General features: G+C 69.1%; 9 protein-coding genes and 1 pseudogene. 5 read left to right on the forward strand and 5 right to left on the reverse strand.

Annotation, left to right across the window (positions count from 1 at the left end):
- Window positions 1-97 precede the first annotated feature (97 nt).
- A pseudogene (locus ACIBAF_RS47880) lies at window positions 98-1,021 on the reverse strand (molybdopterin-dependent oxidoreductase); the annotation flags it as partial.
- Between the two features lie 184 nt (window positions 1,022-1,205).
- On the opposite strand from ACIBAF_RS47880, the gene ACIBAF_RS47885 reads away from it, so the two are divergent.
- Window positions 1,206-2,120, forward strand: coding sequence for a LysR family transcriptional regulator (locus ACIBAF_RS47885; RefSeq protein WP_399472917.1), 915 nt, complete (start codon window positions 1,206-1,208; stop codon window positions 2,118-2,120).
- Between the two features lie 102 nt (window positions 2,121-2,222).
- Here ACIBAF_RS47885 and ACIBAF_RS47890 read toward each other — a convergent pair whose 3' ends face one another.
- A complete protein-coding gene (locus ACIBAF_RS47890; RefSeq protein ID WP_399472919.1) occupies window positions 2,223-4,256 on the reverse strand; it encodes an FAD-dependent oxidoreductase in 2,034 nt (677 codons plus the stop codon).
- Between the two features lie 17 nt (window positions 4,257-4,273).
- Window positions 4,274-5,647 (reverse strand): MFS transporter, encoded by a 1,374-nt coding sequence (locus ACIBAF_RS47895; protein ID WP_399472921.1) that lies wholly within the window; start codon window positions 5,645-5,647, stop codon window positions 4,274-4,276.
- Window positions 5,648-5,970: 323 nt separating this feature from the next.
- Here ACIBAF_RS47895 and ACIBAF_RS47900 point away from each other — a divergent pair, with 323 nt between their 5' ends.
- Window positions 5,971-7,803 carry a helix-turn-helix domain-containing protein gene (locus ACIBAF_RS47900; protein ID WP_399472923.1) on the forward strand — a complete coding sequence of 611 codons (1,833 nt, stop codon included), beginning with the start codon at window positions 5,971-5,973 and terminating at the stop codon, window positions 7,801-7,803.
- A 133-nt stretch (window positions 7,804-7,936) separates the two neighbouring features.
- Entirely contained in the window at window positions 7,937-8,416 is a 480-nt protein-coding gene (locus ACIBAF_RS47905; RefSeq protein WP_399472925.1) for a MarR family winged helix-turn-helix transcriptional regulator, read from the forward strand.
- Window positions 8,417-8,451: 35 nt separating this feature from the next.
- On the opposite strand, the gene ACIBAF_RS47910 is transcribed toward ACIBAF_RS47905, so the two are convergent.
- Both ACIBAF_RS47910 and ACIBAF_RS47915 read right to left on the reverse strand, forming a co-directional pair.
- Window positions 8,452-11,391 (reverse strand): beta-galactosidase, encoded by a 2,940-nt coding sequence (locus ACIBAF_RS47910; RefSeq protein WP_399472927.1) that lies wholly within the window; start codon window positions 11,389-11,391, stop codon window positions 8,452-8,454.
- A 136-nt stretch (window positions 11,392-11,527) separates the two neighbouring features.
- Window positions 11,528-12,694: an acyl-CoA dehydrogenase family protein gene (locus tag ACIBAF_RS47915; protein ID WP_399472929.1), complete on the reverse strand. Its 1,167-nt coding sequence runs from the start codon at window positions 12,692-12,694 to the stop codon at window positions 11,528-11,530.
- A gap of 103 nt (window positions 12,695-12,797) precedes the next feature.
- On the opposite strand from ACIBAF_RS47915, the gene ACIBAF_RS47920 reads away from it, so the two are divergent.
- Both ACIBAF_RS47920 and ACIBAF_RS47925 read left to right on the forward strand, forming a co-directional pair.
- Entirely contained in the window at window positions 12,798-13,418 is a 621-nt protein-coding gene (locus ACIBAF_RS47920; protein ID WP_399472931.1) for a TetR/AcrR family transcriptional regulator, read from the forward strand.
- Window positions 13,415-14,695: a CocE/NonD family hydrolase gene (locus ACIBAF_RS47925; RefSeq protein ID WP_399472933.1), complete on the forward strand. Its 1,281-nt coding sequence runs from the start codon at window positions 13,415-13,417 to the stop codon at window positions 14,693-14,695. The genes ACIBAF_RS47920 and ACIBAF_RS47925 overlap by 4 nt, the downstream gene beginning before the upstream one ends.
- The last annotated feature ends 61 nt before the right edge of the window (window positions 14,696-14,756 follow it).

The following is a 14,756-nucleotide window of genomic DNA, read 5'->3' on the forward strand; positions in this document are numbered from 1 at the left end:
GCGAGTACTTTCTGGGGGCGGCCATGGTCGATGTTCCTCTCATGAGAACCATCTGACCCTCTGTCAACACACTCCGCATCTCGGGGGAACCTCAGCCCTCAGCCTGAAGCAGCAGTAGGTTGAGCGCCTGGAACAGGGCGAGGTCGCCGCCGGGGCGGATCTGCAGGAACTGGTCGGCGAGGGCGGTTCCCCGGCCGATCACCCCGCGGGCCTTCTGCGGATGCTTGAACCTCAGCAGCCCGGCCTCGGGCAGCGGGTTCACAGCCACGATCCGGCCGCCGTTCCGTTTGGTCTCCTCAAGGGACGTGAGCATGCGTGGGTGGTTGGTCCCCGGGTTCTGGCCCACGACGAACACCAGGTCGGCGTCGTGGATGTCCTGGAGGCTCACGCTGCCCTTGCCGATGCCGAGCGTCTCGTTCAGAGCGGCGCCGCTCGACTCGTGGCACAGGTTGGAACAGTCTGGCAGGTTGTTCGTGCCGTAGGCCCGGGCGAAGAGCTGGAGGAGGAACGCCGCCTCGTTGTTCAGCCGGCCGGAGGTGTAGAAGAGCGCCTCGTTCGGCGATTGAAGGTCCCGAAGCCCGTCGGCGAGCAGTCCGAGCGCCTCGTCCCAGTCGATGGGCTCGTAGTGGTCGGAGCCGGGCCGTTTCACCATGGGTTCGGTGAGCCTGCCTTGCTGGTTGAGCCAGTAGTCGGACTTTTGGGCCAGCTCGGAGATCGGGTACCGGCGGAAGAAGTCGGCTGTGACGCGGCGTGAGGTCGCCTCGTCGTTGATGTGCTTCGCACCGTTCTCGCAGTACTCGTTGCGGTGGCGACGGTCCGGAGCGGGCTCGGGCCAGGCGCAGCCCGGGCAGTCGAACCCCTTGGTCTGGTTGATGTTGAGCAGTGTCAGCGCGGTACGCCGCACTGATGTCTGTCCCAGGGAGTACTGGATCGCGTGGGTGACGGCGGGCATGCCGGTCGCCCACGTCTTGGGCGGCGTGACGGCCAGCCGATCGTCACCGGGGTCTTCGATCATGCTCATCGCTCGGGTCGCTTCCCGCCGCTCGTGTGGACACTGCTCTCCCCGCGCACTCTCGCTGCGCCCATGGACCGTCGTCAAAGAGGCAGCTCCGATCTGGTGATAGGCCGTGCTTATCGCCAGATCGGCAGCAGGGAGGTGTGCCCCCCGACTGGCGGGCCCGCCCGGTGTCGAGTAGACCCGTGCTGTGCTGCTACGCCAACTCGAATACCTCGTCGCCCTCGCACGTGAGGGCCACTTCGCCCGCGCGGCCGAAGCCTGCTATGTCTCCCAGCCCGCCCTGTCCGAGGGATTGCGGAAACTCGAAGAGGAACTGCGCGTCCCCCTGGTCCACAGGGAACGAAAATTCGAAGGACTGACCGCGGAGGGCGAGCGCATCGTCGTCTGGGCACAGCGGATCCTCGCTGACCGAGACGCCATGACGAGCGAGGTCGCGGCGCTGCGAAGCGGCCTCGGCGGCAGGCTGCGCATCGGCTCGGTACCGACGGCCTCGACTGTCGTCTCGCTCCTTACCGAACCCTTTTGCACCCAGCACCCGCTGACCACCGTCCAGGTACAGACGGATCTTCGCTCGACGGACGTGATCGAGAAACTGCAGAGCTACGAGCTCGACGCCGGCGTCACCTACTTCAGCAGGAACATCGCGGAGAGGCTCGAGTTCGTACCGCTGTACCTGGAGCGGTACGTCCTGCTGACCCAGCTGGCGCCCGGCGCCGGGCGGCTGACGCAGGTCACATGGGCGGAGGCCGCGCAGCAGCCACTCTGCCTGCTCGACCCGGTCATGCAGGGCCGCAAGGTGCTGGACACCGTCTTCGAGGAGATCGGCGCACCGGTCCGGCCCCGAGTGGAGACGGACTCGATCGCCTCCATGTTCGCTCACGTCAGGACCGGCCGGTGGGCCAGCGTCGTACCCCATTCCTGGCTGCATGTATTCGGCGTTCCCGCGGGGATGCAGGCGGTTCCCTTGGTGAATCCGACCCGCACGGAGCGCATGGGGCTGGTGGTCGCCAAGCGGGACCCCATGCCGGTCATGGCGCAGGCCCTGGTCGGTGTCGCCCGCGAGGCCGACGTCGCTGCACTGCTTGAGCGAGTTCCTCGTTAGGCCCTCGTCTGCGTCGCGGTGAGGTCGACGTGCCGGCGACCCTGCGCCCGGATGCCGGTCAGGATGGTGAGCGTGGTTCTGCTCGGCCGGAGCTCCTGGGTTTCAAATCGTTCGGCACAGGCGGGCCGCCTCCAGCATCGCGGCGTGGACGTTCCTGCTCGCCACCGCGTCCCCGATGCGGAACAGTTGGAAGGAACCCTCTTCGTTGCGCACGATCGACTGCGGCTTTCGGGCCAGCAGTTCCGCCAGGTCGACGGCTCCCAGGTTGGTCGAAGAAACGAGCAACTCGTCGTAGAGCTCCTGAACCGGCTCCGTGCCCATCTCGGCGACCACGGCATCGACGGTGCGCTGCTCACGGAACTCGAAACCGTCGATGCCGAGTTCCGCTTTCACGCCATCCGGAGTCTCGGTGACCCTGTGCAGCCGTCGGAGGAGGGTGACCGTGACTCCGTTCTCTGCCAGGGAGTTGAAGTAGCCCGACGCCGTGAGCGAGCCGACGTCGGGTGCGAGTGTTCGTTCAGGTGTGACGATCTCCACGGTGGCGCCTTCGCGGACGAGGGCCTCCACCGCATCGAGCGCCTGATTGCCCCCATGGTCGTCGTAGAGCATGACGCGCCCGCGCAGCCGTCGTGCGCCGGCGAGCACGTCCCAGGTGTCATGGACGAGGCCGGCCCCGGGGATGCGGGGTGCCGCGGGGGTGCCGCCGGTCGCGACGATCACGACGTCCCATGGCTGAGGGAGCAAGGTCCGGGCGTCGGCGTAGGTGTTCAGTGAGATCGGCACGCCGAGACGGGCGAGTTCGTCGGTGCGCCAGTCGATGATGCCGCGGAGGTCCCGGCGGCGAGGGGCTTTCGAAGCCAGCAACAGCTGGCCGCCCACTTTGTCGGCGGCCTCGAAGAGGTGTACGTCGTGACCGCGCTCCGCGAGGACACGGGCCGCTTCCAGACCGGCGGGTCCGGCGCCGACCACTGCCACACGTCTCGTCGTCGTTGCGGGATCGATCAGATGGGGTACCTCCAGCTCGCGGCCGGTCGACGGGTTGTGCATGCAGAACGCCGCACCAGAGCTGTAGATGGCGTCGATGCACATGTTGGCGCCGACGCACGGTCGGATCCGGTCAGCGCGACCGTCACGGACCTTGTTGGGCAGCTCGGGGTCGGCCATCAACGCCCGGGTCATGCCGACCAGGTCGAGCAGGCCCTCCGCGATGGCGTATCGGGCGGTGGCGACGTCACTGATGCGGGCGGCGTGCATGACGGGAATGGAGAGCTTCTGTTTGATCCGGCCGGCGAACTCCAGGTGCGGGGAGGCCGGCGTGGACATCGGCGGGATGGCGCGGGCCAGGTCGGCGTCGGTGCCGATCGAGCCCTTGATGAGGCTGATGAAGTCGATCCCGGCCTCGGTGATGTCCTGGGCGATGCGCAGTGCCTCGTGCGTCTCGAGGCCGCCCTCGCGCTCCTCGTCGAACGTCATGCGGGCGCCGATGACGAAATCGGGACCGACCGCAGCGCGCACGGCGCGGATGACCGTCAGCGGGTAGCGCATCCGGTTCTCGTAGGAGCCGCCGTACTCGTCGTCGCGGTCATTCCAGTAGGGCGTCCAGAACGAGTCCAGGAAGTGGCCGTAGGCCATGAGTTCGATGCCGTCGAGGCCGGCCGACCGGCAGCGCTGGGCGACGTCGACGAAGTCCTGCCGCACCCGGTCGAGGTCCCATGGCTCGGCCGCCTTGGCGAAGGCGCGGTGCGCGGGCTCACGGACGTTGCTCGCCGAGATCGCCGGGAGCCAGTGGCCGGTGTAGTTGCTGGTGCGGTGGCCGAGATGGGTGAGCTGGGTCATCACGGCGGCGCCGTTCTCGTGGACCTCGTCGGAGAGCCGGCGCAGCCAGGGCTCCGACTCGTCCTTCCAGAGCTGGAGGTTTCCGAACGCGGGGGCGCTGTCCCGGCTGACCAGCGCGCTGCCGCCGATCATGGTCAGGCCGACCCCGCCCCGGGCCTTCTCGACGTGGTACGCGCGGTAGCGGTCCTTGGGTAGGCCGTCCTCGCTGTAGGCGGGCTCGTGGGACGTGCTGACGATGCGGTTGCGCAGGGTCAGGTTCTTGAGGACGAACGGACTCATCAAGGGGTCGTTGGCAGTCACCCCGTACCTCCACGGATTCAGACGTTGGCGGGTCGGCCGGTGACGGGTTCGGCTGACTGGGGTGTCAGCGCGGCGGCCTCGTGCAGGGCCATGCCGCGCGTCTCAGGGGCCCAGAACACGGAGACGACGGCGCCGACGAGGCTGATGGCGGCGGCCGCGAGCATGGTGCCGCCGATGCCCCAGCTGGTCAGGGCCTCAGGGACGAGGTAGGTGCCGACGGCGGCGCCGATCCGGCTCGCGGAGGAGGCGAGGCCCACGGCGGAGCCGCGCACCTCGGTCGGGAAGAGTTCGTTCGGGTAGATCCACTGGAGGATCTGGGTGCCGCCGATGATGACCGCGTACAGGGCGAACAGGGTCATGATCACGCCGGAGGGGGCGTCGGGGAAGATGCCGAGGAGGAGCAGGGCGAGGCCCGACCAGATGAAGCTGTGGATGACCAGGGGACGCCGGCCCATGCGGTTCACGCCGAGCAGGGCGACCGTGCAGCCGATCAGGAACATGACCGTGATCAGGGCCGATCCGATGTTGGCGAGGTCGTCCTCGAGGTTGAGAGCACCCAGGATCTTCGGGCCGAAGGCGTAGATGGCGAAGAGCGGCACGATGGAACAGGTCCAGAAGACGGTGATGTAGAGCATCCGTCCGCCGTAGCCGGAGCGGATGATCGCCTTGAGGTCGACGTTCTCGCGCTCCTCCGCCTCGTCCGGCAGGTCGGCGATCGTCACGTCGGGGCCGTAGACCTGCTTGAGGACGGCCTCGGCCTCTTCGGTGCGGCCCTTGTTGGCGAGCCAGCGCGGGGACTCCGGGGTGCCCAGCCGCAGCAGCACGATGACCGTGGCGGGCAGTGCGGCGCTGGCGAGCATCCACCGCCAGCCGTCGTCGCCGGTCTGCAGCAGGATCTCCCCGACGACGTAGGCCACGGCGGCGCCCACGAACCACATGACGATCAAGCCGCCCAGCAGCGGTCCGCGGTAGCGGCGGGGGGTGAACTCGGCCAGCAGCGAGGTGGCGATGGGGTAGTCCGCGCCGACCGCCATGCCGATCAGCAGCCGCAGGACGAACAGCCACACCGGGTCGGTGGTCCAGAACTGTGCGACGGAGCAGACGATGATGGCGATCAGATCGATGGTGTACAGGACCTGGCGGCCGAACCTGTCGGTCAGCCAGCCGCCCGCGAACGCGCCGAGGAAGATTCCGATGAGCGCGGAGGCTCCGATGAGGCCCTCCTCGGAGCCGGACAGGTCGAGCTGCGGCGTGATCTGCACCATGGCGACGCCGATGATGCTCAGGACGTAGCCGTCGAGGAACGGGCCCCCTGAGGAGTACAACGCGAGTTTCTTGTGGAAGCGCGACAGGGGCGCGTCATCCAGTCGGTTTCCTGCGTTCACGGTCATCACAGCCTCCGGGAGCGGTTCCCGGACTCGCCCCCTGGAAGGGTGGGTCCGGTGCTGGTCGGGGTCGATGCGTTGTCGTCGGTGTCCGGCGCCGGTCGTTGCCTCGGGTCTGCCGCGGTCCTGGCGGCGTGAGTGCTGCCGGCCGACGGTGGCCGGCCCCGGGTTCGTGGGCCAATGAATCAGCGGTTGCCTGGGGACGCCGGCAGCGTGGCCGCCGGTTGGCAACGAAGTATGGGAAAGCCCGGGAGCGGCCAACAATGCCCGTGTCGCCCAGCCGGCCGCCGGGGTACCTCCGAGTCAGAATTTCGGCTACGGTTCCCGCCATGACCGGCCGCCCCCGCAGTGCCGTGGTCCTCACCGAGGACGAACGGGCCGTACTGCTGAAGTGGGTGCGCAGCCGGACCTGTTCACAGGCTCGGGCTCTGCGCGCGCGGATCGTGCTGGCGTGTGAGGAGGAGCCCACCAACACCGCCGTGGCACGGCGCCTCGGTGTCTCCCGCGGCATGGTCGGCACGTGGCGGGCCCGCTTCCTCGCCGAACGGCTGGACGGACTGGACGAGCACCCTCACCCCGGAAGGCCTCCCACGGTCGACGACGACACTGTGGCGCACGTCATCGTCCGCACCCTCACCCCACCGCCGTCCGGTGACCGACAGGCCTGGTCGACGCGTTCCATGGCGGCCGAGACCGGACTGAGCCAGAGCACGGTGAGTCGGATCTGGCGAACCTATCGCGTCCAGCCGCGGGCGCCCGCCACGGTCGGGCCGCGCAGGGCGTGGTCCCTGCCGGACCACGCCGGGGCGGTGATCGGTCTGTTCATCGCCCCACCGGTCTGCGTGCTTGCCGTGACGGCCCGGACGGCTGGGCGGGCGGCTGTACGAAGCTCTTCGGACCGGATGTTGGGCCAGGACCGCGAGACGCCCCACGTACTGGCTGTGGCCTGCGCCTTCGCCGCGCTGCGGGGCGAGCAGCGCCCGAAGGACGCAGCCTGGGCGGATCATCCCTCCTGGCTCGCCTTCCTGGAACAAGTGACGTCGGCAGCGAGTGCCGGGACACACGTGCACCTGCTGGCGTACGGCGTACCGGCTGAAGGCGGCGGCACCCACGAGCGACCGGACACCACCCTGGCCACGCGCCCACGCTGGCATCACGCACCCAGCCCAGAGGCATGGACCGACGAGATCCGGCGCCTCCTCGTCGCCGATGCCCCGGTTCTTCACGAGGTTGCGCTCGACCCGCTACGCCTCCACGCTGCCCTGCTCTCCTGGTCCACCACGTGGACTCGGTCCGCAGCCCCCTTCTCGCGGATCGCCTTGCCGTGCCGGCCCTACGACATCCCGGCCATCTGCACCCCTGACAACGACTCGAACGCCCGGGACATGCGCGCACTCGGCAAGCCTGCCCTCCCTCCGGTGCCCCAGATCACGTCCACCGACGCTCCGCCCCGCACCGACCCCGTCGTCGGCCTGCTGCGCGAAGCCCTCCTCGCCGCTACCCACCGGCCCGGCGACCGCGTCCGGGAAGCGCCGTTCGTGTCCCGCTTCGGCCTCTCGCGCCGGATCGTCCGCGCCGGCCTGCGGGCGCTGGCCGAGGAGGGCATGCTCGACCTGCTCCCGAGCGGTGCGACCGTCGTCCCCACCGTCACGGCGAAAGACGTTCTGGACCTCTACGCCCTGCGCGCCAGCCTTGGCGCGCTGCTCATCCGCCGCGTCGCCATGCTCGGCCGCGAGCAACTCGCCCCGGCCGGAGCGGCCCTGGCGCAGGTGCATGCGGCCGCCCGGGACAGTGACAACACCCGCATCAGCGAGGCCGACCTGTCGTTCCAGGACACCCTCGCCCGCACCGCGGACCTCCCGCAGGCCGCCCACACCTTCGAACGCCTCACGGCCCGCCTGCGCATGGTCGTCACGGTTCTGAGCATGGACTACAGCCAGGCCTGCGACACCATCGCCGACGAGGACACCGCCGTTTACGACGCGTTGCTCGACGCCGACGGCAACGAGGCGGCCCGCTTGTGGCGGGTCAAGATCGAACGCTGCGTCCGCTACATGATCGCCCAACTGCCCGAGGACGACGTCACCCCGCACCTGTGGACCACCCTGGCGGGCAGACCCCGCCTGCGCGGGAGTAAGGGCCTGCGGGGAGCCCAGCACTGAGCCTGTAGTCGTGTCGCGGTGACGGACTGGCCTTCACCACGGAGCGCCTGACCCCGGAGCCTGCCGAGCGACCGGATCCTGCACCGAACCCCGCTGTGGCTCGGCGTCGGCCGTGCGTGCTTAAGTAGGCCCCATGGCCGACCAGACCCCGCCCACCGAGACCACGCCGGAGATTCCCGCTGCCCTGACCGCCGCACCCGGCTATCAGGTGCGGCGTCTCTACCAGGCGTATCTGGCGGTATGGGGGCGCGAGGTGGATCCGGTGCTCACCGGTCCCCAGTTCGCGGTACTGCAGACGGTCGAAGCCAATCCAGGTCGCGACCAGCGCTCCATGGCCGCCGCCGTCTCCCTGGACACCTCCACCATGGCCGATGTGGCACGCAGGCTGCAGAACCGCGGCCTGCTCGCCCGCCGTCCGGATGCCGCCGACGGCCGCCGCAAGCTGCTATACCTCACCGACGCGGGCAGCCAGGCCCTCCGTGAGGCCAACGACCGGGCCCGCATGCTCGACAAGACCCTCCTCGAGTCCGTCGAAGAGGCACAGCGCGCACCGCTCATGGCGGCTCTGCAGGCGCTCGCCGATCACTGGGAAGGGCTCGCCGAAAGCTCGTAGACCGAGTCGGCGAGAGCGGCGCGTCGCTGCAATGTTCAGGCGCCGGGGGAGTCGACCGGGGTCACCGTCACACCTCCCGCCGCTCTTCCCAGGAGTGTGAGTGAGACGTCGCCCGGTCCTGCCGGGGTCGTTCCGTCGGACAGTACAGCCAGGGCCAAGGTGTTGCGCCCCTTGGTGCGGAGTATCCCGTTGGGTATGACGAAGGTGTGCTGCGGACCCACGTCGTTGATGTACTGACCCATGTTCCAGCCGTTGACGTAGAGCTGGACACGGTATGCGCGGGTCGGGTCGTCGGTGAAGGTGATGCCGATCGACGCGTCGACGCCGTGGCCGACGCCCAGCCGGAACGTGGTGCGGTACCAGTCGACGCCCTGACGTCGCACCGAGCGCGGGAAGCCCGTCTCCTCCCAGCCTTGCCCGGTGCTCAGGCCCGGCAGATGCCATCCATGCCGTTCGCCGTGCAGACCGCCGGCGTTGAGCGGTCCGCGGACCGGATCACTGCCGGCCTCGCCCTGGATGCGCCAGGTCACGGCAGGGGCGGTGCCGGTGAACTTCACCGCGGTCAGGCCGCGGGCGGCCTTGTGGGTGTCGGCGGCCCAGCCGTCCTGGTCGTGCTGCATACGGCGGACGAGCACGGAGAGGACGTGGCCGCCCTGCGTGCGCAGGTCCTCCGGCACGGTGAAAGCCGCCGTGGCGGTCCAGGTCCCCCACCCTGACTGGGACGCGCTGGGAACAGGCATCCGGTGTGTGCCGAGCGGACGTCCGTCGAGCCAGGCCATGAGCAGGCCCTGCGTTCCGGTGCTGTAGTCGAGGACGACGGAGTCGATGCCGCGTGCGCCGTCGAAGGAGCCGCGATACCAGACGTCGCCATAGTGGAATCCGTAGTCGTCGGCGAACAGCACCGGTTGCCCGGCGGGCACAGGCGTTGTCGAGTAGGAGGACGTCTTGCCCGCGACGGTCCACCCGGTGTCGTCGAACTCCGGCTGGGCTTCGGGGTTTTCGGAGTGGTGGCGCCAGCCTGCGAGGGCGGGCAGGGCGATCTCGGCTACGCCGGGCAGGCTGTGCACGGCGGTGAGACTGCCGGAGGCGGTGGCGCGCACGCGCACCGGTTCGCCGTTCCAGGTCACGCGCTGGCCGCCGCGCGGTGCCCACACCTCCAGGTCCGCGTCCTCGACGGTGTCGCCGGTCAGATGGACGGTCGCCCCGCTCAGGCGCGCCGTGCGCAGCAGCGCCGGGCCGCGCACCAGGACCGGTCCGGAGGGGGTGTCGTAGCGCCACAGCCGTGCTGAAGCTTCGTCGTCGGCGAACAGCACGAGGAGGGAGTCGCCGATCAGCACCCGTGTCAGACCGTTGAGACCCTCCGTCCGCACCGTCAGCCGGCCGTCCGCATAGGCGGTGCTCCCCGCACCTTGGAGCACTCTGGCCCGCGGTTCGCGCTCGAAGGCGAAGGCGGCCTCGGCCGCCTCGCGGCCGCGCCCGGCGAATACGGCGACATCCAGGCGACCGGCGGTGACCCCCAGCATGGGCTGGACGGTCGAGTACACCAGTCGCGACCGCCCCAGTCGGATGCCCGTGGCGATGAGCTTGGCGTCCTTGGCTCCCACGGTGACCTCTGTCGCCAGGGTCGTGCCGGCCGGAAGGACGATCGGTACATCCGAACTCACTGACGCCGACGAGTCGTTGCGCAGCACGTACACATGGGCGCCGGTGTCCGGGTTGGTCAGGTGGTACACCTTCAGCGCCGGGTTCGTGGCCGTGGTGTCGGCGGCCCGGTCCAGTTTCGCCAGGTCGGGCACGCTGTGCAGCAGCTGCCCGATCTGGTGCATGGGGATCATCTTCGAGGTGACGTTGCGGGCCTCGTCGAGCGCGGCTCCGTAGTCGTACGACGTGTAGACGATCGGCGCGGGGAGCCAGCCCCACGAGGTGCCGCCGAACGCCATGTAAACATTGAGGATCTTGATGCCGTTGGCGAGGTTGGTCAGACCGAAGCGCCTCAGGTATGCCGCGTCCCGAGAACGGCGCACTTCCTCGTAACCCTTGCCGGAGAACCCGGCGCCGCCCCACGCGTCGAACCAGCCGCCTCCGAACTCGGCAATGAAACCCGGGGTGTCGGGGCTCGCCGTCGAGCCGCCCTGCGTGCCGCCGACACCGAAGTAACCCCAGTCCGGGGGAGAATCGGTCGGGACCGGATAGCCGTCGAAGGCATACAGGTAGCGGCCGGACTCGGCGCCTGTGTCGAACGAGCCGGGCACCCAGCGCCCGTTGCGGTCGAAGTCGTTGTGGAACAGCGGTACGTCGATGCCGTCGGCGCGGACCTTCGCGTACAGGTGCGTCATGTAGTTGCTGCCGGTGTCAGTGCCGGCGAGCGCGGCGTACTCGTTCTCCAGTTGGTACAGGACGACGGTGCCCTCGCCGCGCGTGTACTGATGTCGCGCCACGATCTCGTTCACGGCCGTCAAGTACTCGTCCGCGTGGGAGAGGTAGGTGGCGTCGTCGGTACGGGCCCGTCCCTTGGTGACCGTCAGCCAGCCGGGGAAGCCGCCGCCGTCGATTTCGGAGTTGACATAGGGCCCGGGACGCACCAGGACGTACAGGCCCGTCTCGGCGGCCATGCGCAGGAACAGGTCGAGGTCACGCACCCCTGTGAAGTCGAAGACGCCCGGCGCGGGGGAGTGGTAGTTCCAGGCGACGTAGATGCTGACGGCGTTGTGTCCGTGGGCGCGCAACTTCTGCAGCGTGTCCAGCCACAGCGAGGGGCTCGGCAGTCGATAGGGGTGCATCTCGCCGGACCACAGGACGACTCGTCGCCCGTCGATGACCATCGAGTACCTGTCGAAGGAGACAGTGTGCGCGGCGCCGTCGGCTAACGGCAGAGGTGTGTCCGGGAGGGCCGCCGCCGCAGCTGTGGCGGGAAGGGAGAGGCTTGCTGCGGCTGTAGCGCCGAGGGCGGTGAAGGTACGTCTGGTGAGCTCCAACTTGGGCCTCCGGGCGACTCGTTACATGTTGCGTTCGGTGGTGCGCACGACGTTCGAGTTCTGCGGTGCGCGGAGTCGGCATACAGTGCCGTGGCGTTCTGGTCGTGTCACCGCCGTCGGTACACGATGTCCGCCGTCACAGGTTGTCGGCGTTCGTCGGGACACCGAGCAGGATGCGGCCGGTGATCTCCCACGTGGTCGGTGCGACTTGGATGTGGGCGGTGATGGCGCTCGCGTCGCGGAAGCGACGCTGCAGCGGCGAGTCCTCGTAGATCGCCGATCCGCCGCCGAGGTCGTACATGGCCCTGACCACCTCCGCGGAGGTGCGAGCGGCGTGGGTCGCCGCGAGACGCAGGTCGGTCCGAAGGCCGAGAGAGACACCGTCGTCGGTGTTCGCGGCGTGCCACGCGTCATCGATCGATGAGTAGAAGAGGGCGCGCGCGGCGCGCAGGGCGGCCTCCGCCTGAGCGAGGGCGGCCTGGGTCGCCGGCCTCTCGGCCAGCGTGCGCCGCGAGCCGGTCGGCACTTTGCGGCCGGCGAGGTCGAGCAGGTCCTCGATGGCGCCTCGCGCGTTGCCCAGCGCCACGGCGGCGACGGCCAGGGCGAAGTATCCGAAGACCGGGAATCGGTAGAGCGGGGCGTCGACGACGGGCCGGTCGGTCAGGGACAGGATGCGGCGGGAGGGCACGAAGACGTCTTTCGCCACGACGTCATGGCTGCCCGTGCCGCGAAGGCCGGAGGTGTGCCAGGTGTCGAGCACCTCAAGCTGTTCGACCGGAATACCGACGATGCGCAGCACCGGCTTGCCGTCGCCGTCAGGGCCGCTTCCGAGGAGGCAGCCGCCGAAGAAGGAGTCCGCGTGGGTGATGCCGCTGCAGAAGGACCAGCGGCCGGAGACCACGACGCCACCGTCGACAGGGCGGGCCGTCGCCTTCGGCGCCCACACTCCCGCCGCGACCGAGTCCGGGGCGCCCAGCAGTTCTGAGGCCCCCTCCGGCGGCAGATAGGCGGCGAGCAGGCTGCTGGTGAGGGCGATGGAAACGCACCAGCCGGTGGCCGCGTCACCCCGGGCGATCGTCTCGGCAGTCGCGAGGGACACGGAGGGCGAGGTCTGTGTCCCGCCCAGAGACTCCGGTGCCCCGCACCGCATCAGCCCGGACTCGCGGAGCGTCTTTGCCAGCTCCGGCACGAGTCGCCGACCGCGGTCGTTCTCCACGGCTGCGGCCTCCGCCTGTAGCCGGATCCGGTCCGCTGCCGCCGCGAGACTCGTCTGCGTGGATTCGGTCGCCGTCAACGGACTCATCTGCGCGTCTCCTTGCCCGGGGCTGGATAGGTACTTACGTTACTCAATCAATCAAAGATTGGAAACACTTGCTTCCTAAGTTACGAGTGACCACTATTGGGGCATGGAAGCGAGCCTGCAGGAAGGCAGTCAGGACCGTCGGGTGCGCCGCTCACGCGCGGCCCTCATGGCGGCCGCCATCGTGCTCGTCGAGGAGCGTGGCACCTCCGCTGTGCCGCTCTCGGACATCGCCGAGGCCGCGGACGTCAGCCGAAAGGTCGTCTACCAGCACTTCGGCGACCGCGACACCCTGCTGTTGGAAGCCGGGCTCGACCGCGCCCGAAGGGAGCTGCTCCCGTACCTCGGCGACAACGCGCCGGGGACGCCGCGGGAGAAGGCACTCACCGTGGTCCGTCACTTCGCCGAGCATCGGGTGTTCTACCGCGCCCTGTTGACCGGATCCTGTGCCTTCGCCCTGGACCGCGGGCTGATCAGACTGCTTCTTCCCGTCAACCTGCAGGGCATCCAGCAGTTCTACGGGGACCGCCTCACCGCGCAGGCCGCCGCTGATCTCGCGGCCTTCGTGGCGGGTGGCGGGGGCGCGTTCTTGACGACCTGGGTCGTCGAAGGCGATGACCCGCTCGATCCCGAGGCCTTCACCGATCGGCTGATGAGCGTGATGTCCGTCCTGATGGGCGCCCTGGACCGGCCAAGCGCTCCGCCCGATACGAAGGATGCACGATGAACGTGAAGAGTCTTGTCGTCCAGCGTCTGCTCAAGCTGCCCCTGCCCCTCACCCGTGAGGTGACGGCCCACAGGGATCTGCGGGTGCCCATGCCTGACGAAACCGTACTGCTGGCGGATCGATGGGTGCCCAAGGCCGGAGGCGATGGCCTGCCGACCCTGCTGATCCGCACCCCTTACGGCCGAGGCGGCCTTTTCGGCGAAGTCATGGGCCGCGCTTTGGCCGAGCGTGGTTATCAGGTGCTGATCCAAAGCGCGCGGGGTGGTTTCGGGTCGGGCGGCACGTTCGACCCGATGCGGCAGGAACGTGCCGACGGCCTGGCGACCCTCGACTGGCTGATCAAGCAGCCCTGGTTCGGGGACGCCATCGTGCTGTGGGGTCTGAGCTACATGGGACACGTGCAGTGGGCGGTCGCCGACCAACTCCCGCCGCAGGTCAAGGCGATGATCCCGCAGGTGACCGAGTCGGCCCTCACGCTGGAGTTCCTCCGTTCGGACGGCATGTCGCTGGAGACGCCGTTCGGCTGGGGCGTGCAGGTCGGAACCCAGGAACGCCCGCTGGCGCTGCTGCGCAAACCCATACAGGAGAGAAAGAACGCCCGGGCCCTGTCGACACTTCCCCTCGACCAGGCCGACGTGGCCGCCTTCGGGCAGCGCTCGCAGTACATCCAGGACATCCTCGCCCATGACGCGGACGACCCACGCTGGGAAGGCTTCGACCACCGCCGTCGGGTGGCCGATGTGAGCGTGCCGGTCAGTTCGATCGGCGGCTGGTACGACATATTCCTGCCCGGTCAGCTGCGCGACTTCCGAATCTTGCAGGATGCGGGGCGCCCGGCGCGGCTGACCGTCGGCCCCTGGACCCACATGACGGTCACCGAGGTCCCCTTCACTGAGGCCCTGGAGTTCGGGCTGGCGTATGCGCGCGGCGAACAGCCGCCACCGCGCCTGCCGGTCCGGTTGTATGTGATGGGCGAGGAGAGCTGGCGCGACTTCGAGTCCTGGCCGCCTCAGGGTTACGAGCCCCGGCGATTCCATCTCCAGCCCGGAGGCGCCCTGGCCGACGAGGCCCCGGCCGAGTCCGAGCCGGATCAATACCGGTACGACCCGGCCGACCCGACGCCGGCGGTCGGCGGTGCGCGCATGGCCAAGGACCGGGGACGCGTCGACAACACCAAGCTGGAAGCGCGCCCGGACGTGCTCACCTACAGCACACCCGTCCTTGAGGAGGACGTCGAGGTCGTCGGTGAGGTTCCCCCGAGATGCGGAGTGTGTTGACAGAGGGTCAGATGGTTCTCATGAGAGGAACATCGACCATGGCCGCCCCCAGAAAGTACTC

The organism is Streptomyces sp. NPDC051677, from assembly GCF_044453465.1.
GTDB lineage: Bacteria > Actinomycetota > Actinomycetes > Streptomycetales > Streptomycetaceae > Streptomyces.